Genomic DNA, 24428 nt, shown 5'->3' with positions numbered 1-24428 from the left:
CGGCCATCAGAGTAAATACCTATGGCAAAACTCTCTTTTTCTTTCGCGGCCATCCTTGGCCTGCTGACGGCGATCGGGCCGCTGTGTTCCGATTTTTATCTTCCGGCGCTGCCGGAGATCGCCACTCAACTCAACACCTCCACAACGCTGACGCAGCTTTCTCTCACCTCGGCGCTGATTGGCCTGGGGCTGGGACAACTCTTTTTCGGCCCGCTAAGCGATCGCATCGGACGTAAAACGCCGCTGCTGTTCTCACTTTTGCTGTTTGTACTGGCTTCAGTGCTTTGTGCCAGCACGCAGAATATTTACGCCCTGATCGGCTGGCGCTTTGTGCAGGGCATTGCCGGGGCGGGCGGCTCCGTACTTGCCCGCTCCATCGCACGTGATAACTATCATGGCATGATGTTAACGCAGTTTTTTGCCCTGCTGATGACGGTTAACGGCATCGCGCCCGTGGTGTCCCCGGTGCTCGGGGGCTTTATCGCGTCGCATTTCGACTGGCGGATGCTGTTCTGGGTGATGGCCGGGGCGGGTCTGGCGCTGCTGATCGCCAGCCAGCTTTTTATCCGCGAGTCCCTCACAGAGAAACAGAGCGGGGGATCGCTGGCACAAACCGCCAGGACGGTACTTAAAAATCGTCGCTTTATGCGCTACTGCCTGATCCAGGCCTTCATGCTGGCGGGGCTGTTCGCCTATATAGGGGCATCCTCCTTTGTCATGCAAAACGAGTATGGCCTGAGCGCAATGCAGTTCAGCCTGCTGTTCGGTGTGAACGGTATCGGCCTGATCGTCTCAGCGCTGATTTTCTCCCGTCTGGCACGCCGACATCTGGCGGAAAGATTGATGCGAACAGGCCTGGTTCTGGCGGTGTCCTGCGCGGGGCTGACGTTGCTCTTTGCGTGGATGCAGTTTTCCGTTCCGGCACTGATCGCACTCTTTTTCACCGTCGCATTTAACAGCGGGATCAGCACCATTGCGGGTTCAGAAGCAATGAGCGCAATCGACGCGAAGGAGTCCGGTACAGCGTCAGCCATTCTGGGCATGCTGATGTTTTTATTCGGCGGGATCGCAGCGCCTCTCGCGGGTATCGGCGGAGAAACGATGCTGAAAATGAGTCTCGCGGTGTTAGTGAGCTATGGCATTGCACTGGCGATCGGATTTCGCACGCAGAATGCGTAAATTCATACTTTTGGCTTGAATCGCTACACTGAATGTAACGATATATTTCATGGGAAGCATGTGACGTTAACTGGAGGTTTCGATGAAAGCTGCGCACCTGGTTTGCCTGCTCGTTTGCCTGTTGTTCGCCGCGTTTGTCCACGCTCAGGAGAAGGACGATCCGGCGAAAGATGCCCTGATAAAACAGCAGGTTCTGAAAGATGTGAAGAAAACCTGCACGCCACAAAAAAAGCAGAGCGATAAGGCCTGGCAGGCAATGATTTTGTCATCGGAGGCCAACCAGCTGCTGATCAAAAACGCCATCACCGCCGTGAAGCGCGACAATCTGGACGCCTACTGGGATGCGGTCAGTCAGGTGGATTGTATGGAGGATTACTGAGGGCTGGAAATGTGTTTCTCGCCGGGTGGCGGCTGCGCCTTACCCGGCCTACTAAATATTTTTAACGCTTCCGCATGTCCGGAATAATTAAATCCCCGCGCAGCACGTACGACCCCAGCATCTGCGTTTTCTCCGTCAGCCAGCTCACAATGCGCGCCGCCATGGCGTCCATGGAATATTCAATCGCCGGGATCACCGGAATACCCGGCAGATGCAGCGATCCACCCAGACTAAAGACCATGATGTCGTCCGGCACCGATTTATTAAACGCATGCAGCTGCGGGATCACCCGCTGAGCTTCCTGCTCGTCGGCCACCAGCAGCGCGTTGAAATTCAGCGTGGTTGCGTTGTTCAACAGCTCCTGCAGCGCAACGGACGACGAGGTGGCGTCCATAAAGACGAGGTTGCGATTAAAGGGCAGGAAGTTTTTCTCCAGCGCGTGCTTGTAGCCGAGCAGCACCTGGTCGGCAAAACCGCTGCCCTGCGGGTGGATCAGCGCAATCTGGCGACGCCCCTGGCTGGTGAGATAGTTACAGGCGGTTTCGGCGGCAAACGCGTGATCGAACTGGATGCTGTTGGAATTATCAGACTCCATACAGTCGACCAGAATCACGTTGTCCATGTCGACATCCAGCGGGAAACGCGCGCCAATCACCAGGATATCATCACAGAGCCCGCAGGAGAGTTCTTCAAGGGCGTGCATCACTTCCGCTTTGCTATGCGCGAAGCGCAGCAGCAGGTGTTTTTGATGCTGGCTGAGCTGTTTTTCCAGCGCGTAGAGATAACCGGTGGTCTGGTTAATGTTCTCCTGCGCGCAAATCACCCCAATACAGCCCGTCGACTGGCTGAGCAGCGACTGGGCAATCACGTTGGGCCGATAGTTCAGCTCATCCACCGCTTTCAGAACGGCCTGACGGCTGGCTTCCTTCACACCGCGTGATCCGCTCAACACCCGTGATACCGTGGCTTTAGACACCCCGGCCAGACGTGATACATCGTTGATTGTAGACATCTCTCTCCCCTGGCAGGCCGACTTCACGCCTGCAAATTCCATCACCGCTTCGGCTCAGATTATAGCCAGAATGGAGTATATCCGTTTCCGTTTTTCATGGAAACCGATTTTCCGTTTCCACTCAAAATGATGTCAAAACAGCCAAATTATGTGATGCACATCCGGTTAATTAGCCTCATAAGTAAGGGATCTTGATGGTTGTCACACTTCTGTCTTTTATGAATGGAAACCGGTTTCCGTATAATGTCCAATCATCCTCGCAATAACTATTTACATTTAGAGGATGGTTGTCGATGTTCAAGATTATGCTGTGCTGCTCTGCCGGGATGTCCACCAGCCTGTTGGTCAGCAAAATGGTCGATGTCGCGAAAGAACGTGGTTTGCCGGTGAAGATTGATGCGTACGGTGTTTCCGAATTTGATACGCAGTTTCCGCAATACCAGGTTGTCCTTCTCGGACCGCAAGTGAAATACATGTTAAAGACACTCTCAGACAAGGCGGCGACGCAAGGCATTCCGGTACAGCCCATCGACATGATGGACTACGGCATGCAGCGTGGCGATAAAGTACTGGACTATGCTCTGTCGCTCATCGAAGCGGCACACTAAAAGGTGTTCACATGAGTTCGTTATATCAATCCATGGTCGCGGTGATTGAGCAATCAATTACCCCGCTGGCCGCAAAGCTGGGTCAGCAAAAGTATGTGATTGCCATTCGCGACGGCTTTACCGCCGCGCTGCCGTTTATGATCATCGGCTCGTTTATGCTGGTGTTCATCTTCCCGCCGTTCTCGGCGGATACCACCAACAGCTTCGCCCGCGGCTGGCTGGATTTCTCCCAGACCTACCGCGAGCAGCTGATGCTGCCGTTTAACCTCAGCATGGGCGTGATGACCTTCTTCATTTCGGTGGGGATTGGGGCAAGCCTGGGGCGTCAGTTCAACCTCGACCCGGTGATGTCCGGCCTGCTGGCCTTTATGGCCTTCCTGCTGGTCGCCGCGCCGTATGCCGATGGCAAAATCTCGACCCAGTATCTCTCCGGCCAGGGGATTTTTACCGCGCTGATCACCGCCATCTACTCCACCCGCGTCTATGCGTGGCTGAAGCAGAACAACGTGACCATTCGCCTGCCGAAGGAAGTGCCAACCGGCGTGGCGCGCTCGTTCGAGATCCTGATCCCGGTGATGGTGGTGATCGGGACGCTGCACCCGCTGAACCTGTTCATCGAAGCGCAAACGGGGATGATTATCCCGCAGGCGATCATGCACCTGCTGGAGCCGCTGGTATCCGCGTCTGACTCCCTGCCCGCCATTTTGCTCTCCGTGCTGCTGTGCCAGATCTTCTGGTTTGCCGGTATCCACGGCTCGCTGATTGTCACCGGCATCATGAACCCGTTCTGGATGGCGAACCTCTCCGCAAACCAGGCGGCGCTCGCCGCAGGCGCGGCGCTGCCGCACGTTTACCTGCAGGGCTTCTGGGATCACTACCTGCTGATTGGGGGCGTAGGCTCCACCCTGCCGCTGGCGTTCCTGCTGCTGCGCAGCCGCGTGACCCACCTGCGCACCATCGGCAAAATGGGCGTGGTGCCAAGCTTCTTTAACATCAACGAACCGATTCTGTTCGGCGCGCCGATCATCATGAACCCGATGCTGTTTATCCCGTTCGTGTTTGTTCCGCTGGTTAACGCCTGCCTGGCGTACGGTGCAACCAAACTCGGCTGGCTGGCACAGGTGGTGTCGTTGACCCCGTGGACCACCCCTGCACCGATTGGTGCCTCATGGGCGGCGAACTGGGCGCTGAGCCCGGTGGTGATGTGCCTGGTCTGCATGGTGATGTCCGCACTGATGTACCTGCCGTTCCTGCGCGCCTATGAGCGTACGCTCATCAAAAACGAAGAGCAGAAAGCCCAGGCAACCGTCGGTGCCGCCGAAACCGCCAGCAATTAAGTCAAAGAGGAAGAGTCATGAAATACGCATTTCCCGATAGCTTCTGGTGGGGCAGCGCAAGCTCCGCTCTCCAGACGGAAGGGGCAAGAGAGGGTGAAACCACGTGGGATTACTGGTTTGCCCGCGAGCCGAACCGTTTTCATAACGGCGTGGGGCCGCAGCAGACCTCTACGTTTTATCAGCACTGGAAAACGGATATTCAGCTGTTAAAGCAGCTGAACCACAACAGCTTTCGCACCTCGATTAGCTGGGCGCGCCTGATCCCCGACGGTATCGGTGAAGTGAACCCGGAAGCGGTCGATTTTTACAATCAGGTCATTGATGAGCTGAATGAACAGGGCATCACGCCGTTTATCACCCTGTTCCATTTCGACATGCCGATGGCGATGCAGGAAATCGGCGGCTGGGAAAACCGCGACGTGGTGGACGCTTACGCCCGCTATGCGCAGATTTGCTTCGAGCTGTTCGGCGATCGCGTGCTGCACTGGTTTACCTTCAACGAGCCGATCGTGCCGGTGGAGGGCGGTTATCTGTACGACTTCCACTATCCGAACGTGGTGGATTTTCGTCGGGCGGCCACCGTGGCGTATCACACCGTGCTGGCCCATGCGAAAGCGGTTAAGGCCTACCGCGCCGGGCATTACGCGGGGGAGATCGGCATCGTGCTGAACCTGACGCCGTCGTACCCGCGCTCGCAGAACCCGGCAGACGTGAAGGCGGCAAACGTTGCGGATCTGATGTTTAACCGCAGCTTCCTTGACCCGGTCCTGCGAGGGGAATATCCGGCAGACCTCGTAGCGCTGCTGAAATCCTACGATCAGCTGCCCGCCTGTAAACCGGAAGACGGCTTCCTGATTGCGGAAGGGAAAATCGACCTGCTCGGCGTGAACTACTATCAGCCGCGTCGCGTAAAGTGTCGCGACAGCGCGGTGAACCCGCAGGCGCCGTTTATGCCGGAGTGGTTCTTTGATAACTACGAGATGCCGGGCCGCAAGATGAACCCGTACCGCGGCTGGGAAATCTACGAGCCAGGTATTTACGATATTCTGGTCAACCTGCGCGACAATTACGGCAACCCTCGCTGCTTTATTTCTGAAAACGGCATGGGCGTCGAAAATGAGCAGCGCTTTATTGAAAACGGTCAGATTAACGATCAATACCGCATCGAGTTTATTTCTGAGCATTTAGCCTGGCTGCATAAGGGCATTAGCGAAGGGTGCAATTGTCTTGGCTACCATATGTGGACGTTTATTGATAACTGGTCGTGGTGCAACGCGTATAAAAATCGCTACGGATTTATTCAGCTCGATTTAAATACGCAACAACGTACCATTAAGAAAAGCGGAGAGTGGTTTGCCGCTACCGCCTTAAATAACAGCTTTGATAAAGAGTAATGATGATGATCGCACTAGAAGAAGCCGTAATGGAAATTATCGTCAACGCCGGTCAGTCCCGCAGCCTGTGCTTTGAAGCGCTGCACGCGGCGCGCCAGGGCAACCTTGACGAAGCCAAAAGCCTGCTGCGCGAAGCCGACGGCTACGCGCGCCAGGCGCACAAAATGCAGACCAAGCTGATTGAGCAGGATGCGGGCGAAGGCCGCCAGCCGATGACGTTAATTATGGTGCACGCGCAGGATCACTTAATGAACTCCTTATTAGCGCGTGAATTATCCGAAGAAATTATTCATTTATATCAGAGATAGTCTATGACGAAATAATTACTGTAATACCTCTGTACCCTAAATAGAGATCCACTTGTTCTGATGATAGCGACATACTCTGTCAGATCGGAGCGGGATGGTTATTGTCTGAATAAAATTAAACTATATTGAGATAACCATGAATACGATTAAAAAACTTCCATTAACCATGGCGGTTATCGCCGCGCTTTGTCCAATTTCCGTGCTCGCACAGGAATTCACCCAGGAGCAAATCGACGCCATTGTGGCGAAAGCGGTGGATAAAGCCCTGGCCGAGCGTCAGGCCAAAATGGATGCGGCGGTCGCGAAAAAAGCGGACGTGGTGACCGAGCCGCAAAGCGCGGCGCAATCCCCGGATATGGCGATCCCGTTCGGCATTAAATTTACCGGCTACGCCCGCTACGGCGCGCACTTCCAGGCTGCCGATCAGAAATACGTGGCGGTGGACGGCTCGTATAACGGCGCGTCCGCCATTGGTCGTCTGGGTAACGAAGGCAACGGAGGGGAATTCCAGCTCTCCAAGGCCTTCAAGGGTGAAAACGGCGCCATCTGGGACATCAACGTGATGATCGACCACTGGGGCGACGAAGTTAACCTGAAAAAAGCCTACGCGGGGGTGACCAACATTATGGCCTCCAACCCGAACGCCTATTTCTGGGCCGGTCGTGACTTCCACCAGCGTCCGCAGCAGGGCATCAACGACTACTTCTGGATGAACCACGACGGCCAGGGTGCCGGGGTGAAGAACTTTGACATCGGCGGCGTGCAGTTTGACGTGGCCGCCGTGGCGGCGGTGGAATCCTGTAGCCCGGAAGTGATGGAAGATGAAGCGAACCCGTCGCGCATCACCTGTACCGGCGGTTCCGGCACGGGCGACAAGGGCAACTACGCCGCGACCTCCAAAATCCACGGCATGAAGCTCGGACCGATCGACATGGAGCTGTACGCCAACTACGGCTTTGATTCGAAAGCGGTTGAAAGCGACGAACGCCTGAACGCCTGGCAGGGCGGCGTGGTGCTGAGCCACACCAACGACAGCGGCGTGAACAAGGTGATTGCCCGCTACTCCGATAACGCGGACAACAGCGTGTTCAACAAAACCGAGGATCTGACCACGGTTTACGCCAGCTTCGAAGGGCTGTACAAATTCACCCAGGCGACGCAGGTGGAGTACATCCTCGCCTTCCACGACTACGATAACAGCCGTGACAGCACCGACAACCGTAAGAACTACAACGCCATCGTGCGCCCGATGCACTGGTGGAACGACGTTCACTCCACCTGGCTGGAGGCGGGCTGGCAGCACGTTGATTACGATAACGGCGGCGACAACAAGGGCTGGAAGCTGACCCTGTCGCAGAACATGTCTATCGCCATGGGGCCAGAGTTCCGTCCGATGCTGCGCTTCTACGTGACCGGCGGCAAGGTGGATAACGAACGCACCGCGCGCGTGAACAACACCAAAGACGAAACCCTCGACGACTTCAACGTCGGCGCGATGTGGGAGGCGTGGTTCTAATACGGCGCCGTTTGTTTCGCCCGGCGGCGCTGCGCTTGCACGGGCCTACAAAACCTTGTAGGCCGGGTAAGCGCAGCGCCACCCGGCAAGATCCCATGTTATGCTAGAAAAAAATCAACATAGCAGGGGAGAACATGGGTTCCACACGTAAAGGGATGCTGAACGTCCTGATCGCCGCCGTTTTATGGGGCAGTTCCGGCGTTTGCGCGCAGTACATCATGGAGAAAAGCCACATTTCTTCGCCTTACCTGACCATGGTTCGCCTGCTGTTTACCGGCGTGATCCTGCTGACGCTATCTTTCGTTCACGGCGACAAGATTTTCTCGGTCATCAAACATCGCAAAGACGCCCTCAGCCTGCTGATTTTTTCACTCGTCGGCGCGCTCACCGTGCAGCTCACCTTCCTGCTGACGATTGAAAAATCCAACGCTGCGACCGCTACCGTGCTGCAGTTTCTGTCACCGACCATCATTGTGGCTTGGTTTGCCCTGGCGCGGAAAAAGCGTCCCGGCGTGTTTGTGCTGTCGGCCATCATGACGTCGCTTGTTGGCACTTTCCTGCTGGTGACCCACGGCGACCCAACCTCGCTCTCCATCTCGCCTGCCGCGCTGTTCTTCGGCATCGCCTCGGCGTTTGCCGCCGCGTTTTACACCACCTATCCGTCAACGCTGATTGCCCGCTACGGCACATTGCCGATTGTCGGCTGGAGCATGTTGATTGCCGGGTTAATGCTGACGCCGTTCTACGCCGGACGCGGGACCACGTTCGTGATTGACGGCAGCCTGCTGCTGGCATTTTTCTATCTGGTGGTGATTGGCACCGCGCTGACGTTCAGCCTGTACCTGAAAGGCGCACAGATGATCGGCGGGCCGAAGGCGAGCATTCTGAGCTGCGCCGAGCCGTTGAGCAGCGCGTTACTGTCGGTGATCCTGCTGGGGGTGGCCTTCACCCTGCCGGACTGGCTGGGAACGCTATTGATTGTGTCGTCGGTGGTGTTGATTTCGATGGATTCACGCAGAAGGGTTAAGGCATCGGCGTAGCCTGATCACCCCTCACCCCGACCCTCTCCCCTATGGGGCGAGGGGGAAAAGACAGCACCGAGCAGTCCCCTCTCCCCTGTGGGGAGAGGGTTAGGGTGAGGGGGGGAAATTAACTACTTCGCCTTCACCTTCCCTGCCACCAGCAGCGCCGTCAGCAGCATCAGCGTGCCGGAAATCACCAGCGGTGACGTCAGCCCCAGATGGTCGAGCGCCACGCCGCCAATGGCCGCGCCGCAGGTGTTCGCCAGCTGGATCACCGCCACCTGAATCGACCCGGCTTTTTCCGCCTGATCGGCAAGCGAGCGGGTGATCCACGTCGACCAGCCCACCGGCACCAGCGCAAAGGCAAAGCCCCAGATAATCGCAATGGCAGACGCGACCCACTTATCGCTACCCCACAGCACCAGCACCGTGGCGCTCGCAGCCAGCACCAGCGGCGCACCCGCCAGCGCCACCTTCAGGGAGCGTTTCAGGAACTGCGACGACAGCGAGGTACCGACAAAGCTGGCGATACCGAAGCTCAGCAGCACCAGCGTCAGGCCGTCCACGTCAAAGCCCGCCATGGTCATAAACACCGGGCGGATGTAGGTGAAGAAGGCAAACTGCCCGGCAAACGACATAAAGATGGCGGTCATCCCCGCCAGCACGCCGGGGCGATTCAGCAGCGCGAACATGTTCTGCTTATGATGCGCCGCTTCACCCGGCAGGGACGGCAGCGCCTTCCACACCCAGATAATGCACAGCAAACCCATTACCGCCGCCGCGTTAAAGACGTTACGCCAGCCGATAATCCCACCGAGGAAGCTACCGAGCGGCGCGGCAATCACCAGCGCGATAGAGACCGCGCCGAAGATAACGGACAGCGCTTTTGGTACCGTGCGCGCGGGCACCAGGCGCATGGTGAGCGAGGCCGACATCGCCCAGAAGCCGCCGAGCCCCAGCCCCAGACAGGCGCGACCGAGCAGCAGCAGGGTGAAGCTTTCCGCGAAGGAGACCAGCAGGCAGGATGCCGTCAGCAGCACGCTGAACAGAATGACCACTTTGCGGCGGTCGATAGTGCCAATGACCTGGGTGATAAACAGGCTGGCGAACATCGCCACAAACGCGGTCACGGTGACCGACTGCCCCGCCACACCTTCGGAAATGCCCAGATCCTGCGCCATCGGCGTCAGGAGGCTCACCGGCAGAAACTCAACGGTAATCAGGCAGGCGACGCAGAACGCCACGGCGAAAACCGCCGACCAGTTGGGGCGTGAAACCTCGGTGGTCTGCGGTCTGGTCGTGGGCTGGATATGTTCTGTCATGGCGTCACCTGAAGAGTAAAACGTGCGGAAAAGTCGCGCAGTTTATCATCAAAAGTGTGACGGATTTAACGATTTGACAACTTTTTCAGCTTTTTAATGCCGGGCGGCGCTGCGCTTGCACCGGCCTACGGGGCTTGTAGGCCCGGTAAGCGAAGCGCCACCGGGCAAAATTACCCGCGAGCCTTAAGGGCGGCATTCGCTAATCCCACGATCCACTCCTGATGCCCGTTAATCATCGGGTTCGGCACGGTGCGTGATAATTCCTGCGCCGGCACGCCTTTCTGCGACTCCTGAGTCAGAATGCGCACGCGGTTGCCCGGTAAGTCTTCAAACAGCCAGGCGTGGATCACGTCGAGACGCGAATTTGCATCCCCTTCCACCCAGCCGTGCCACGCAATGCGTGCGGCCTCGCCGTCTACCGGAGGAACATACTCCGTCACCTGGGCCTCAACCGGAAAGCCAAAGGTGGTGAAGCGGAAGCGGGCGTTAGCGCTCAGTTCAGGGCCGCTGCCGTCGTGAAAACGGATATCCTCGGCGTTACTGTAGTAGCCCGGCCACAGCGTAGTGTCGTTAAGCTGCGTCCAAATCTCTCTTGCGCTCAGTCCGGCGACGATGATTTCGTTGGATGCAAAGTTATCGGTGGTGCCTGGCAGGTAGTCGTTCGGCCAGATAATGGTGGATTGTTTCATGGTTCACCTCATCGGTTAGTTGATGAGGTGATGGTGCGCCCGGGAGAGGTATAAATCTAATGATGATGCTTTATACTCTTCATCACGATTCGTGATATCAGTGCAGATAAAACACGCCCTCTTCCGGCAGGAAGAATTGGTTATAGCGCAGTTGAAAGGCGTTTAGCTCCTGTGGATCTGGCTCTATCTCGCGCATAAAACCGAGCGCGAGGCGGATTTGCGCATCTGTGATGGGCGAAGCCAGACGGGCTTTGCGCAGCATGCGGTGCCAGGTGTGCAGGTTCTCTTCACTGCCATCGACAATGCAGACCTGCCAGATAAGCAGTACCTGGGCGGCGTTTTGCAGATGCGCCTCGTCGGGGCGCTCAAGGTAGCGGATAAACTCATTCCCGGAGGATTTTCCAAACTGGTCGATCATCGACTCGACCGGCATCGGGGTGATCCCTAGACGCTCGCTTAAACGTTTGATGGCGCGGCGGGAGTCCGAGGTCAGTACACGAAACCCAACCACAAACACCACGGCAAGCGTTGCCAGCATTATCCAGACCATGCGTTCTCCTTAGACTAGCCGCTCATCATAGCGGGAAACGCAGCGCGTCGACAGCAGGCAGCGCCATAATAGTGAACGGAAAAGAGGTGGAAAAACGTCATGAAAGCGGATCTGCGCACGCTGGATCTTAACCTGCTGAAAACGCTGGACGCCCTGCTGGACGAGCGCAGCGTTACCCGCGCGGCGGCGCGTCTTGCCCTGACCCAGCCTGCCGTGAGCGGCATGCTCAACCGCCTGCGGGACTACTTCGACGACCCGCTGTTTATCCGCGCGCCGCACGGGATAGTGCCGACCTCGCGCGCGGAAGAACTTGCTGCACCGGTGAAGCGCATCCTGGCGGATATCGACGTGCTGCTGCAGCCCGTCTCGTTTGACCCGCTCACTGCCAACCTGACCTTCACCCTTGCCGCGACGGACTACGCCCTGCGCGCGGTGGTGGTGCCGTTTATTGCCGTCCTTAAGGTGCAGGCTCCCCACATCCGCGTGCGCGTGGTGCCGGTTGAACCCGATCGTCTCGTCGCTCAGCTCGAGCAGGGAAAAATCGACCTCGCCCTCCTGACCCCCCACACCACGCCGGACGAACTCCACAGCCGCGCGCTTTATGATGAACGGTACGTTTGTATGATGCGCGCCAGTCATCCTGACGCGGGAAAAGCACTGTCGTTGGACCGATTCTGCGCGCTGGAGCATGTGCTGGTCTCCTATGAAGGGGAAAGCTTTCACGGCGTCACTGACGACGCGCTGGCGAAGAGTGGGCGGGTCCGCCACATCGGGCTATCGGTGAGCAGTTTCCTGGTGCTGCCAGACGTGCTCGCGATCAGCGATATGATTGCCGTGGTGCCGGAGCGGATGGCGGAAAACCGGGCGGGAATGTTTGTTTGTGATACGCCAGTATCTGTGCAGGGATTCACCAAAAGCATGGCCTGGCACGGGCGCTCGCATCGAAACCCCGCGCAGGTATGGCTGCGCGGGTTACTGCTGGAGACCAGTCAGCGCGCCTGAAGCCCTTTCAGCAGCGCCTCGTGGAAGCGGGCAGGATCCTGCATCTGCGGGGCGTGGCCCATGTCGTTGAACTCAACCAGCGTCGCGTGCGGGATACGCTTAGCCGTCTCTTTCCCCAACACCGCATAGTTCCCGAGCGTCTTGCGGATCTCCGGTGGGGCGAGATCTTTCCCGATGGCGGTGTTGTCCTTCGTGCCGATCATCAATAATACCGGCATCTTCAGTTCACTAAATTCGTAGACAACCGGCTGGGTGTAGATCATGTCGTAGAGCAGCGCCGAGTTCCAGGCCACGCGCGCTTTACCCGGCCCGTTGTTCAGTCCGGCGAGCATGGTGACCCAGCGTTCGTACTCCGGCTTCCACTCCCCGGCGTAGTAGGTGTTTTTCTCGTACTGGCGAATGCCGTCGGCGCTGACCTTCAGCTCGCGCTGGTACCACTGGTCGACGGTAATATGCGGCACGCCGCGCGCTTTCCAGTCTTCAAGCCCTATTGGATTCACCATCACCAGCTGCTCGACCTGCTGCGGCCACATCAGCGCGTAGCGGGTCGCCAGCATGCCGCCGGTCGAATGACCAATAACCGTGACGCGATCGACGCCCAGCGATTTAAGCAGCGCGTGGGTGTTATCCGCCAGCTGCTGGAAGGTGTACTGATAATGCTCCGGCTTGGTGGATTTACAGAAGCCGATCTGGTCGGGTGCGATCACGCGATACCCGCTGGCTGAAAGCGCGCGGATCGTGCCGTCCCAGGTGCCGGCGCAGAAGTTTTTACCGTGCATCAGCACCGCGGTGCGGCCGTTGGGTTTTTCCGGCTTCACGTCCAGGTAAGCCATATCCAGAGACTGATTCTGCGAGGTAAACGTAAAATGTTTTACCGGCCAGCCGTAATCGAAACCTTCCAGCTTCTCGCCGTTCGTGGGGGTATCCGCGGCCATTGCGGGGGAGGCCAGCGCCACCAGCAGCGCCAGGCAGGATAATCGTCGGGTCAACATGCAAGCTCTCCGTTAGCAAAAGGGGCTAAGGCTGCGCGAAAGGCGGCAGCAAAAACACTGTAGAGCATGGAGAGGAGCGAGTGTGTAAAGCGGGGTAAAGGTAGAGCCTGTAAATAAAAAAGCCCGACGGTCAGCCGGGCAAAGAAGTCACCTGCACACTCAGGCTGCTTTCAATTTCTGCTTCTGCGCACGATTCTCACGGCGGATTTTACGCTCTTCCAGCACCGCGACCATTGCCATCAGGACGATACAGCCGATCGCTGCCGCATCCAGCGCCGCGAAGGTGCCCGCCCAGCCGGTGAGGCCGAAAATCGGCGTGCCGTCGGCGATCATCCCCAGGCCCAGCTTGGCGAAGCTGTCGCCGATCAGGTACGCGAAGGTGCCCTTAATCCCATCGGCTGCGCCGATCGCTTTTTTCGGCACAAAACCGACCGCCGCCACGCCGATCAGCAGCTGCGGACCAAACACCAGGAAGCCGAGCGCGAACAGTGATGCGAGATAAACGTACTGGTTGCTGGCGTGCTGGTAGACGCCGAGGGTGGCGATAATCAGCGCCAGCGCGACGCAGGCCACCAGCGCGCGACGGCCGTTGGCGAGGTCGGAGAGCCAGCCCCACAGCAGCGTGCCGACCAGCGCGCCCACTTCGAACAGGGTGAAGCCCTGAATCGCCACTTCTTTAGAAAGCTTCAGCTCCTGGAATGCATACACGGTCGACCACTGGTCGATGCCGATACGCACCACGTAGAGGAAGATGTTTGAGAAGCACAGCAGCCAGATCACTTTGTTTTTCAGCACGTACTCAACAAAGATCTGCCATTTGGTCATCTCGTTCTCTTCGGTCTCTTTGTCTTCTTCGCTGATCTCCTCCCCGAACAGCTCTTCAGCTTTGCCGAGGCCGTAAGATTCCGGAGAGTCGCTGCCGAAGCGCAGACCGATAAAGCCGACAATCAGGGCGATAATCGACGGGAAGATAAACATGCCGATCACGTGACCGTCGAACAGGTAGTTCGCGCCGAACAGCGCCACGCCAGCCGCACCCGCACCGCCGAGGTTGTGTGAGATGTTCCACATGCCGAGGTACGAACCACGCTTGCGGCGCGGGGTCCATTTGGTGATGGTGGAGTAGCTGCACGACCCGCCGGTACTCTGGAAGAAGCCGCTCAGCGCGTAGAAGGCGATCATCAGGAACAGGCTGACGGAGCCCGCGCCCATGCTGGCGCTGAAGCCGAGCATACAGATGGCGGAGAGGATCAGCATAAACGGCAGGAACTGCTTGGTGTTTTTGCCGTCAGCGTAGTAGGAAACCAGCGTTTTCCCCACGCCGTAGGTGATGGAGAAGCCCAGGCCGATCATCCCCAGCTGCGTCATGCTCAGCCCGTAGGTGGAGATCATGTCGTTCTGCGCGATGTTAAAGTTTTTGCGGATCAGGTACATGGTCAGGTAGCCGATGAAGACCACCAGATAGGACTGCATGAACGGTTTGAACCACATTTTGCGCCGCACGTCGAGCGGCAGATCCAGGGTCGGCTTGCGCACCTGGTTTAAGAAGGCCAGCATGACTGAGTTACTCCTGAGCTGATTTTTGCAGCATTGTAAAAATCAGCCGGGAGAGATGCCTGAGACAGCGTCCAGGTAAAACCGGGAAAATTTCTTAGTTTTGCGCCATTCGGGGTGAAAAGGTGAGGCGCATCACATCACACTGGCTTCACGCGGGGCCTGCGCGTTCAAAAACGGCAGCAGCAGCAGGGCGGAAATTCCCGCCGCGATGGCGATCACCGCGAAAAACCCGCTCCAGTGCCAGATGTCGATCACCCGCGCCAGCGGCCAGCCGGAGAGCGATGCGCCAAGGTAGGCAAACAGCCCGACAAAGCCCGTCGCCGCGCCTGCCGCCTCTTTGTGGGAACACTCCGCCGCCGCCATGCCGATCAGCATCTGCGGGCCAAACACGAAGAAGCCGATGGTGAAGAAGCACGCCGCCTGCATCACGTAGCTGGCGAACGGCATCAGCCACAGCGAGCCGACGGAGAGCAAAATCCCGGCGGCAAAAATCAGGTTCATCGGCCCGCGGTTGCCGTTGAACAGCTTGTCCGATCCCCAGCCCGCCACCAGCGCGCCGATAAACCCGCCCAGCTCGAACATCGTCACCGCCGAGTTGGCGGTCACCAGGTCCACGCCCAGCGTCTCGGACATGTACAGATTGCCCCAGTCGTTGATGGCCGCGCGCACCACGTAGACCAGCACGTAGCAGAGCGACAGCAGCCAGATGTACGGGTTTTTCAGCACGTATTTGGTGAGGATCTCTTTTCGGGTCAGCCCCGCCCCCTCCTGCTGCTGGGCGATCTCCATCTCGTCGTGCCGCCAGTCGCCCACCGCAGGCAGGCCGACGGTTTGCGGCCTGTCGCGCAGGCGCCAGCAGAGGAACAGCCCGGCGACAATCGCGAGGGCACCGGCAATCATCATCCCCGCGCGCCAGCCGTAGTGCAGTGCCGCCGCGCCAACCACCATCGGGATCAGCGCCCCGCCGACGTTATGCGCGGTGTTCCAGATTGCCCACCAGCCGCCGCGCTCGTTGCGCGAATACCAGGCGGTGAGCAGGCGGGCGCAGACCGGCGCGCCCCAGCCCTGGAAAAAGGCGTTCAGCGCCCACAGCAGGGCAAAGGCCCACAGCGACGTCGAGAAGCCAAACAGGATATTCACCACACCGGTGGCGATCAGCCCAACGCCCATAAAATAGCGCGCGTTGGAGCGGTCGCTGGCGATGCCGGAGAAGAACTTCGACAGGCCGTAGGTGATGTAAAACAGCGTCGCCAGCAGGCCGATATCGGTACGCGTCATTACGCCGCTGGCGAGGATTTCCGGCGCGGCGGCGTTAAAGCTTTTGCGGGTGAAGTAGAACAGCGCGTAGCCGAGCCAGATGGTGATCAGAATATGGCGACGCCAGTAGCGATAGCGGGCGTCGATTTCCGCTTTGTCACTCAACGGAGCCGCGCTGACTGGGGTTTTAAACATGATAACTCCGTAACGGCAGGCTGACGCTCACGCGCGTCCCGTGGGTGCAGGAGATGTTCAGCGTGCCGCCGAGCGCCTTCACGCGCTCGCGCATGCCCGCCAGGCCAAAGCCCTGCTGGCCGGAGCCCGGCGGCAGACCGCAGCCGTCGTCTTCAATCACCAGCATCAGGCGCTCGTCCTGCTGCCAGCCCTGGATCGTGACCGCGCTGGCGCTGGCGTGTTTGACGATATTATTCAGCCCCTCCTGACAGACGCGGAACAGGGTCACGCGCTGGCCTTCGCTGAGCGAGGATTCGTTAATGCGCCAGTCGAGATGGCTGACAATGCCGCGGCTTTCCAGCTCCATCTCGCGCATCAGGGAACGCACCGCCTGCTCCAGCGACAGATCGTCAAGCTGGCGCGGGCGCAGCCGCCCTAGCAGGCGGCGAACGGAGTCATAGACGCCCAGCGAAAGCTGTTCGATATGCGCCCCGCCCTGCTTCACGCCCGCGTTTTCTGCCGCCAGGCGCTGGACAATGCCCGCCTGGGTGCGGATGGCGGTGATGGTCTGGCCGATATCGTCGTGCAGCTCGCGGGCGACCTCCTGCCGCACGCTCTCTTCGGTCTCCAGCAGGCGCTCCGCCAGACGGCGGTTGCGCGCCAGCTCGGCTTGCAGAGACTGGTTCAGCTCGCGCAGGCGCTGAATGCCCGCCCCGAGCAGCAGCCCGGTCAGGCTCTGGGCCAGCAGAGAAAGCAGCAGATCTACCGGATGATCGTGCCAGGTCTGGCTGGCAATCAGCGCGATGGCGTTCATCAGCGTCGCAATCAGCGCCCCCTGCCAGCCGTAGTGCCAGGCCAGGGCGATAATCGGCAGCGCAAGGCAAAATGGGGTAAAGCGTGAAAGCTCGGCGGGCAGGCCAAGCTGTAGCCACAGGCTCACCACAAACAGCAGCAGATACCAGATGAGATGCCGTGCGCGCCAGTTCACCGGTTGAGAAACCAGCGCCGGGCCGAGCGGCTGCCAGACGGTGCTGGTGAGGTAGTGCCAGAAAACGAGGCAGGTCGGGGCGAGCGTCAGGCCGCCGGTCAGGGTCAGCAGCAGGGCATTGAGCATCTCCTTCTCGCCAATCCACGGAAGCGACTGCAGCAGCGCGGCGGCAATCAGCGCCGCCCCCTGACGCAGCAGCGTGCGCCAGTCGCGCTGGTGGCGGTAGCGCGAAATCAGCGCAACCGGGAGAAGCGTGAGCAGGCTTCCGGTCATCAATAAAGGCAGTTGCGCGAGCGCCACTTCCTGCGCCAGCCAGATCAGCATCAGCCATTCAGCACCGAGCAAAACGGGCCAGTAGGCGCGCGGACACTGGAGCATTAAGCCCAGACGCAGGCCAAAGGGAAACAGCAGCACCGCCAGCTCCGGGCGTTCCACCAGGTGCAGGCTGATGCTCCACAGGCAGAACCAGGCGGCGGAGAAAATAAAAAAGCTGGCGACGACGGCGATCAGCCGTGAAAAAGCGGAACTCATTGCCAGCTGTCAAACATGCGGCGCGCCAGCTCGACGTCGTTGCTGACGTTAAGTTTTTCCATCAGGTTGGCGCGATGAACGTGCACGGTTTTCGGGGACAGATCCAGCTCGGCGGCAATCTCTTTTACCGACATTCCCTGCGCGAGTTTTTCCGCAACCTGACGCTCGCGTCTGGTGAGCGGATCCTGCCGTCCAGCCGCCAGCTTGATGGCGATATCCGGCGTTAAATAGCAGCCGCCGGTGGAGACGGTACGCACCGCGGCGATCAGTTCGTCGGGGCTACAGCGTTTTGAAAGGAACCCGCGCGCCCCCGCGTTGAGCGCCTGCTCGACCAGCGCCGGGCTGTCGTGGACCGACAGCATAATCGTGGCCATCCCTTTCGGCAGCTGGCTTAACAGCTCCAGCCCGGAGAGGTCCGGCATCGAGATATCGCAGATACAGACCTGCACCCCGCGCCCCGGCAGGCCCACCAGCGCCTCGCGACCGGAGCCAAACTCGACCACCACCTGAAAATCCGGTTCGAGGTTCAGAAGCTGGGCAAAGCCGGAGCGAACGATAAGGTGGTCGTCGATGAGAGCGATGGTGGTCATGTGTGTTCCTGGCAGGTTAAAAAACGCGCTTACCTTAACGATATAGGCTTCATCCTTCAAGTGACTCAACGTTACTTGAGAAAGATCGCGCCAGGCATTCGTCGTGATTAGCCCTTTTTAAATGAGATCCTGCTTCGGGGGGCTTTTTTTATAGCGTTGCCCTCTTTTAACGATACGCTTATAGGCTCTCCTGAAAGGGGTTACATAGGTGTTTTTTATGCCGGCATAACTCTCATAGCGCTCTCCACTTACGCCAAAGGTTAACTGCTCATGCTTCGTGGGAAGATATTGCACCTTAAAGAGATAATCCCAAAAAGAGAAAATAAACCCGAAATTGATATCATGGTGTTTTTTATCACTGCTATGGTGCAATTGATGATAAGCCGGGCTAACGAAAATACGCCGCAGAGCCGGTGGGTAGTAAATAAACACGCGTGAATGTTGTAAATTCAACCCAAACAAAAGAAGTAAAAACATAATGATATTTTGCCCGGCAAAGAAAAGATAGGCATGGGTGGTATCAAAGAAATAGCTTATGACTCCAGAGTAGACCCCGGAACACAGACTGGCCATCAAAATGAAACAACATTGATTCACAGGATGGGAACGATAGGCTGTTAATGGATTAAGCTCTTCAGCAATATGGTGTATTTTATGAAATTCCCAAAGAATCATAACTTTATGGGATAAATAATGTTCAAAAAAAACCGCAAAATCGAAAGCAAGCAATGCTCCAACGGTTAACAACATACTTAAATAAAAGCCAGGAACGCTATGTGAAGCAGGCACATCGAATAAGGAGAGTAATAAAATTGTTTTGTGCTTGAAGAAATATGCCGCACCGATAACGAAAGTATAAACAAAACCCAGCAGCACTTTATCACAAAAAAAAAGCTTGATATCATCAACGACCGATCGTGAGGTAAAACGATGTGCCCGTACCGCTGCCTTTGCTGCCGTAATCACGTTCCAGGTTCTTAAAAACCAGGCAAAATAGATAATAGCAATAAAAGAGGCGGTCAATAGATAGCCTATATATAAACCGTCTGAAGGAGTAAAAAACACCAACGCTCGTTCAGTCAGCGGTTCGATAAACTCCCTATATACTACAGTGAGTATATCAATGAACTTATCCATGAGAGTTCCTGTTAATAGCTATTTAAGCAATAATAATGCTGGCATTATTATTAATATTACGTAAGAGTTTTATCGTATTAATACAGACATTCTGATGTGATAGTAATCTTTCATGCGCTGACCCAATAGTGTATTCAGAAAATTTCTTTAACATCGTAATATGTTGACGTTCAGTAAACACGAAACCCTTTTCCGTGGTATCAATAAGCGGCTTTAATCCATGTGAAATTTTAATGGACATTTGCTTCATCATTTGCCCATAAACAAATGAACCGCAGTAAGGCATAACGAAATCATTAACAGTTAATTGCCCCTTTTCGCCTGATATTATACAGGTTTGTTCACATACGGACCCACGGTAGGACGCTGAGCTTGTGAAAGTGATATTATCATCGGTATATCCCGCAGCATTCATTTCTGTTACCGCGCCCCTTTGATTTTTAATTAAAAAGGAAGAGATGGTCTCCAGATGGTTAACATCAATAAACTCACTGATTACTCTTGCCGGATACCAGCCCAGATCGCCAAGTGCTCCATACGGCTCCAGTTCAGGTGAAAACTTAATTTGCCCGCGATCGGTATCAGGCCAAATAAAAGAGGCACAAATTCTGTTTATTGATCCGACATAGGTCTCAATTTCCTGGCGGATCCGACTGTGAAAGGGGTTATGAATATAATGAGCAGCATCAAGCCAGACGAGGCCCAGCCGATCGGACTCTGAAAGCAGTGACAAAAAGCCATCTGAATCGGGGAAGGGTTTCTCTATCAGCGCATGTTTACGATGTTGTATGCACATTCTGAGGAGCTCTTCCTTGGTCGATGTCGGCGTTGCGATATAGACGGCGTCCAGCTGCGGGTCGGAAAAAAAACGGGATAAATCACAAAAGCCTCGATCGCGCGGTACATTGAACTTCTGGCAGAACGCGTCGAGCGCGTTTGGCGTACGCGACAACACGGAATGCACGTTAACTCCAGCGAGCGGACATGCTTCGGCGATTATACCGGCCATCATACCGGTTCCAACGATGCCAAGCTTAAGCATAATAACACCTGTAATCTAATGGCTCGGCAACCTCAACCGTGAATGTTGTTCCTGGCGGTACGAATACTTCATCTCCTGGCTGAGCATTCACTTCTTTATCGTTGAAAGCAAAAATAGCGTTACCGCTTACAATAATAAAACGTTCCGCATCTTCAGCTAACCACCGATAATGACCAGATGCCATATATCCCATCGTCATTTTATTACCCTCAACACTAAAGTCACGAAGAACCACTTTACCATCAAAGAAAATAAATGTTTTTTCATACATTAATAGTTCAGACATCATTTTCTCCTAATGTTGCCACATAGCGATCTTCAATTGTTAAGCCACGATTTAGCGGGCTGGTTATCACTTCCGGAATGGGGTCAAAACCAAGGTGCTGGCGTCTGTCAAAGCGTTGCCCCACATCACGCGTATAGCATAAGATAAGCTGCAGTCGGTTCTCATAAGGACAGGCCTCACGCCAGTGTTCGAACTTTTTCCCATCAAGCACCATGGCATCGCCTACCGATAATTTTATTTCTTCACCGTCGACGAAAATCCCCCAGTCACTTTCTTCGTGGCTATGTAATCCAATGGAGATAATATAATCGACTGAGTTTCTGTCTTTATGCTTTGGCAGAACATATCCCTTTTTATAATTCCATAAAAAAGAATAGCTCGGATATACATCCTCTCCAACAATATCTTTCATTAATGAATTGAAGTGGCTCAGCATGGCTTCCCCTAATGGAACAGCAAAATACATGTGAGCATCGGCACTGTCCGTATTACCTTTTAACGCCCCCATATTTTTTGAAATGGCAAGATAGCGGTAAAAGATATCAATTTCACGATCGGTAATTAAAGATTTTAAAACTTTCACACCAGAAAACATGTTTTACCCTTCAATTATTTTATTTATAAAATTATCATGCCGACGTTGAACTCTTTCTTGTATTTCATTTGCCGGGATACCGCTAATGCCCGATAACCAAGCGATTCCGTCAGGGTTAACATGCAGAATGCTTTTAAACGTATGCAGATGATCCGAAACCATCTCATGTTTGGCTGGATCGCGACTGATTAACTGGCGAAAATAATTAATTCCCATCTGAACATGTCTGGCCTCATCGTTCATAGCGCCCTTATAAATTTGACCAATCAAGCTATTTTCTGTAAAGGCGTGAATGAATAAATTGAACTGTTCCAGGGCCCCATTCTCAAGGAACACATGGCTTAAAAAAACCTCGTCAAATGTCTCTAGCTTATGAAAATGCTCAATATATAATTCTCTGGTTTTTGATAAATCGCGAATGGAGCCATTGGCAAGGATGGCATAACGCGAAAACAGTTCTGAATGTCTCGCCTCATCATTTACGGCCTGCGCAAGCCCCAATTTTAGCGAGAAATCATCGGTCTGCAGAAGCAATTCGGCCGCATTTTCCATGCCAAGCAGTTCGACATGAGCAGAAAGGCTGGCAATAGTAATAGCATCCTCACGCAAACGTTCAGGAATATTGTCATTTTTCGCTAAACTCCAGTTAAGGCTGGCATCCCACGTTTGCTTTGTTTTTCCTTTTACGTATAAATCATAATGACGGTCGGATAGAAAATCTATTTCACTCATTTTCGGTGGGTTCTTCATGACACTTACTCCTGCTTTGTTGGTTATAAAAAAATATTAAAAAAGCAACTAAGGTCGCGATTAGCATCAAACAGGTCAGCCGGAAGGTCACAATGAGCGAGGTTGCTCCGGCAATGACCCCACCTACCATAGGCATCAGAATAGCGACCACCGACGAGATCATCTGTATCATTCCGGTTGCTTTACCGACATCGGTGTATCCAACCATGTTCCGGACACCATACCTGACGGCAAAAAAGGTGATACCCGAAGATGCGCCTATTAACATAATGGCAAAATAGAACAACATCACGGATGCGCTCTGCGGTGTTACAAAACCAAATAGCGTGAAGGCCGTAATATTAAACAACATTGAAACCATTAATATTTGAACGGGCTTAATATGGCTATTGATCACAGCGGCAACTTTTGTTCCAAAAAATCCTCCGATACCCAACAATGAAATTATCATGCCAATACTGTTTTCACTTTGTCCGAGAGCTCTGAAAAACAACCCCAGCATATCGTTACTCATAAAAAAGGCTAAATTCGCAAGCGTATAGCCAACAACCAAATATAAGAGATCGCGCTGTTTTTTTAATTCCAGCCAGAACGAGTATTTATCATGTGAATTATTCTCACTGCTTTTAGAAATGATTCGACTGTTTTTTTCAGTAGAGGCCAGCAAGCCAACAAGGTTCAATAAAGATGATAAGCCTATTGCATACCATAATCCGTAATGCTGATATATGTATACGCCTATAATCGGAATAACTATCCTGCTGATGTTGATAAGATATCCATAAATTTCAAAAAACCGCTTTGACTCTGAATCATCAGGATTTAGCTTGACGTTTGAGATATTTAGGCCACAGCGGGATAATGTTTTTATTGATGCAATGCAGTATAACCCGGCTATCGATCCCGTCAGCATGAATAAGGGCGTTGTAATGGCATTTATCAAGAACAACATCACCCGATAGTGATGAATCTTAGCATTGTCTAACAAACGACCAAATAAATTACTTGAAAAGAGAAACGGTAATGCAAAACAGGCCCCTAGCACCCCCATTTGTAACGGGGTTGCATTAAACATATATATCGCGACAATACTTAAGACAGCATAATCAAGATAGGTATCTAATTCGTTAGATCCAATGCCTATATACTTTATCATCTCTTACCCTTTTTTATTTTTGGCTGGTATAAGCCGCTAGCGGCTTATACCAGTTACAGATTGATCACACTGCCAGTGGTTGATAGTCCATAAATCCTCCTGATAGATATAATTGAAAGTGATATTGCTTGATTGTGTTGTGCTTGCAAGGCGATTTAATCTAAATACATATCGTTAATCTTGTAAACACCATGAAAATTAAAAGTTACTATTTTGTGATCTACATCGTAACTCATTTTATATTTCGCATTCCTGCAAAATATTTAATTTCAAGCGGTTAAATACTATAATTTAAATAGTAACAACTGGAAATCATGAAGTACGCTTGAGGTAATGGCGATTGCCTGAAAAATATATTTTTATTCAATCAAGACGTTACTTAAAATGCCGGTTTCTTTTTTCATTACAGATATTAGCTATTCACTCACGATGCATTGCGAAATGCCAGTAAGAAAAATATAAAATACAAGATATATTACGAGTAAAACAGGTCCGTTTGTGAATGTAATTTTTTAACGATTGTCCTGTAGAGCAACAGCTTTAATGAGAATAATTGCTGTTTATTTATAATAATAAGGAATAGGCTATATCTTATTGCTAGCAGACAGGCGCCTTGCCATTAACGGTTATCTTCTCGTGATGACCGCGGGTGGATGGACGTGACGTTTGAATGGAAATAGGTTCAGCATTCAGGCCCAGGCTGAAAGCAAACCGCATTAACGATAAAGCCCGAACGCGAAATCCTGTTCGGGCGTTCAAGTTAGCTTATTCGAAAAACACCGCAATTTTGTTAAACATGGTGGGATCGGACTGGTTGCGCGCCACTTTGGTGACATCTTCCAGCTTGTCGATCTGCGCCATCATCTGCTCCAGACGCTGATCGTCGTTGACCAGCAGCCAGATGCGGCTGTGCTCGCTGCCCTGAATCGGCAGACAAAGAATGCCTTCAACGTTAAATGCCCGGCGGGCAAACAGCCCACAAACGTGCGTCATCACGCCAGGGTGGTTGCGGACGGTGAGTTCCAGAATGACGTTATCATGTTGTTTCTGCATGG

At 54.4% G+C, this 24428-nt stretch carries 25 protein-coding genes; 9 read left to right on the top strand and 16 right to left on the bottom strand.

What is annotated here, in order from left to right:
* Positions 1–21: 21 nt before the first annotated feature.
* Together N2K86_RS00310 and N2K86_RS00305 are read left to right on the top strand one after the other, a co-directional pair.
* The gene (locus N2K86_RS00310) at positions 22–1179 is read left to right on the top strand and encodes a multidrug effflux MFS transporter (protein ID WP_260660074.1); all 1158 of its coding nucleotides are present in this window, start codon (positions 22–24) and stop codon (positions 1177–1179) included.
* Positions 1180–1261: 82 nt separating this feature from the next.
* Positions 1262–1558 (top strand): YicS family protein, encoded by a 297-nt coding sequence (locus N2K86_RS00305; RefSeq protein ID WP_260660073.1) that lies wholly within the window; start codon positions 1262–1264, stop codon positions 1556–1558.
* Between the two features lie 61 nt (positions 1559–1619).
* Here N2K86_RS00305 and N2K86_RS00300 read toward each other — a convergent pair whose 3' ends face one another.
* A complete protein-coding gene (locus N2K86_RS00300; RefSeq protein WP_260660072.1) occupies positions 1620–2570 on the bottom strand; it encodes a LacI family DNA-binding transcriptional regulator in 951 nt (316 codons plus the stop codon).
* Between the two features lie 293 nt (positions 2571–2863).
* On the opposite strand from N2K86_RS00300, the gene N2K86_RS00295 reads away from it, so the two are divergent.
* The 6 genes from N2K86_RS00295 (at position 2864) to N2K86_RS00270 (ending at position 8773) form a co-directional block, all read left to right on the top strand.
* Positions 2864–3178, top strand: coding sequence for a PTS sugar transporter subunit IIB (locus N2K86_RS00295; RefSeq protein WP_010426508.1), 315 nt, complete (start codon positions 2864–2866; stop codon positions 3176–3178).
* Between the two features lie 11 nt (positions 3179–3189).
* The gene (locus N2K86_RS00290; protein ID WP_032662003.1) at positions 3190–4515 is read left to right on the top strand and encodes a PTS sugar transporter subunit IIC; all 1326 of its coding nucleotides are present in this window, start codon (positions 3190–3192) and stop codon (positions 4513–4515) included.
* Between the two features lie 17 nt (positions 4516–4532).
* Complete coding sequence (locus N2K86_RS00285) at positions 4533–5909, top strand: glycoside hydrolase family 1 protein (RefSeq protein WP_260660071.1); 1377 nt, start codon at positions 4533–4535, stop codon at positions 5907–5909.
* Positions 5910–5914: 5 nt separating this feature from the next.
* Entirely contained in the window at positions 5915–6217 is a 303-nt protein-coding gene (locus N2K86_RS00280) for a PTS lactose/cellobiose transporter subunit IIA (protein WP_074166029.1), read from the top strand.
* A gap of 136 nt (positions 6218–6353) precedes the next feature.
* Entirely contained in the window at positions 6354–7733 is a 1380-nt protein-coding gene (locus N2K86_RS00275) for a carbohydrate porin (protein WP_221552141.1), read from the top strand.
* 134 nt (positions 7734–7867) lie between these two features.
* Entirely contained in the window at positions 7868–8773 is a 906-nt protein-coding gene (locus tag N2K86_RS00270; RefSeq protein WP_023333969.1) for a DMT family transporter, read from the top strand.
* 113 nt (positions 8774–8886) lie between these two features.
* Here the strand turns inward: N2K86_RS00270 and nepI are convergent, their stop codons facing one another.
* From nepI to N2K86_RS00255, 3 genes are all read right to left on the bottom strand, one after another.
* The gene (gene nepI, locus N2K86_RS00265) at positions 8887–10077 is read right to left on the bottom strand and encodes a purine ribonucleoside efflux pump NepI (protein WP_260660070.1); all 1191 of its coding nucleotides are present in this window, start codon (positions 10075–10077) and stop codon (positions 8887–8889) included.
* Between the two features lie 170 nt (positions 10078–10247).
* Positions 10248–10766 (bottom strand): SRPBCC domain-containing protein, encoded by a 519-nt coding sequence (locus N2K86_RS00260; RefSeq protein WP_260660069.1) that lies wholly within the window; start codon positions 10764–10766, stop codon positions 10248–10250.
* A gap of 97 nt (positions 10767–10863) precedes the next feature.
* Positions 10864–11316, bottom strand: coding sequence for a DUF1198 domain-containing protein (locus N2K86_RS00255; protein ID WP_104949788.1), 453 nt, complete (start codon positions 11314–11316; stop codon positions 10864–10866).
* A gap of 99 nt (positions 11317–11415) precedes the next feature.
* Here N2K86_RS00255 and N2K86_RS00250 point away from each other — a divergent pair, with 99 nt between their 5' ends.
* On the top strand, positions 11416–12318 hold the full coding sequence (locus N2K86_RS00250) for a LysR family transcriptional regulator (protein WP_260660068.1): 903 nt from the start codon (positions 11416–11418) through the stop codon (positions 12316–12318).
* Here the strand turns inward: N2K86_RS00250 and N2K86_RS00245 are convergent.
* The 12 genes from N2K86_RS00245 to ilvN form a co-directional block, all read right to left on the bottom strand.
* Positions 12306–13310, bottom strand: coding sequence for an alpha/beta fold hydrolase (locus N2K86_RS00245; protein WP_260660067.1), 1005 nt, complete (start codon positions 13308–13310; stop codon positions 12306–12308). The two genes, N2K86_RS00250 and N2K86_RS00245, sit on opposite strands and share 13 nt — an antisense overlap.
* Before the next feature lie 159 nt (positions 13311–13469).
* The gene (gene uhpT, locus N2K86_RS00240) at positions 13470–14867 is read right to left on the bottom strand and encodes a hexose-6-phosphate:phosphate antiporter (RefSeq protein WP_014068281.1); all 1398 of its coding nucleotides are present in this window, start codon (positions 14865–14867) and stop codon (positions 13470–13472) included.
* 132 nt (positions 14868–14999) lie between these two features.
* Positions 15000–16319, bottom strand: a complete 1320-nt coding sequence (locus N2K86_RS00235) for an MFS transporter (RefSeq protein WP_260660066.1) — start codon at positions 16317–16319, stop codon at positions 15000–15002.
* On the bottom strand, positions 16312–17817 hold the full coding sequence (gene uhpB, locus N2K86_RS00230; RefSeq protein WP_260660065.1) for a signal transduction histidine-protein kinase/phosphatase UhpB: 1506 nt from the start codon (positions 17815–17817) through the stop codon (positions 16312–16314). The genes N2K86_RS00235 and uhpB overlap by 8 nt, the downstream gene beginning before the upstream one ends.
* Positions 17814–18407, bottom strand: coding sequence for a transcriptional regulator UhpA (gene uhpA / locus N2K86_RS00225; RefSeq protein ID WP_260660064.1), 594 nt, complete (start codon positions 18405–18407; stop codon positions 17814–17816). Before uhpA ends, uhpB begins: the two co-directional genes overlap by 4 nt.
* 117 nt (positions 18408–18524) lie before the next feature.
* Entirely contained in the window at positions 18525–19544 is a 1020-nt protein-coding gene (locus N2K86_RS00220) for a sterol desaturase family protein (RefSeq protein ID WP_260660063.1), read from the bottom strand.
* A gap of 22 nt (positions 19545–19566) precedes the next feature.
* On the bottom strand, positions 19567–20586 hold the full coding sequence (locus tag N2K86_RS00215) for a Gfo/Idh/MocA family protein (protein WP_260660062.1): 1020 nt from the start codon (positions 20584–20586) through the stop codon (positions 19567–19569).
* Positions 20579–20875, bottom strand: a complete 297-nt coding sequence (locus N2K86_RS00210) for a pyrimidine/purine nucleoside phosphorylase (RefSeq protein ID WP_260660061.1) — start codon at positions 20873–20875, stop codon at positions 20579–20581. The genes N2K86_RS00215 and N2K86_RS00210 overlap by 8 nt, the downstream gene beginning before the upstream one ends.
* Positions 20865–21467 (bottom strand): hypothetical protein, encoded by a 603-nt coding sequence (locus N2K86_RS00205; protein ID WP_260660060.1) that lies wholly within the window; start codon positions 21465–21467, stop codon positions 20865–20867. The genes N2K86_RS00210 and N2K86_RS00205 overlap by 11 nt, the downstream gene beginning before the upstream one ends.
* A gap of 3 nt (positions 21468–21470) precedes the next feature.
* Positions 21471–22217 (bottom strand): ferritin-like domain-containing protein, encoded by a 747-nt coding sequence (locus N2K86_RS00200; protein ID WP_260660059.1) that lies wholly within the window; start codon positions 22215–22217, stop codon positions 21471–21473.
* Complete coding sequence (locus tag N2K86_RS00195; protein ID WP_260660058.1) at positions 22192–23373, bottom strand: MFS transporter; 1182 nt, start codon at positions 23371–23373, stop codon at positions 22192–22194. The genes N2K86_RS00200 and N2K86_RS00195 overlap by 26 nt, the downstream gene beginning before the upstream one ends.
* A gap of 765 nt (positions 23374–24138) precedes the next feature.
* On the bottom strand, positions 24139–24426 hold the full coding sequence (gene ilvN / locus N2K86_RS00190; RefSeq protein ID WP_010426528.1) for an acetolactate synthase small subunit: 288 nt from the start codon (positions 24424–24426) through the stop codon (positions 24139–24141).
* Between the last annotated feature and the right edge of the window lie 2 nt (positions 24427–24428).

The organism is Enterobacter mori (assembly GCF_025244905.1).
Taxonomy (GTDB): Bacteria; Pseudomonadota; Gammaproteobacteria; order Enterobacterales; family Enterobacteriaceae; genus Enterobacter; species Enterobacter mori_A.
This window is presented reverse-complemented; position numbering and strand designations above follow the sequence as displayed.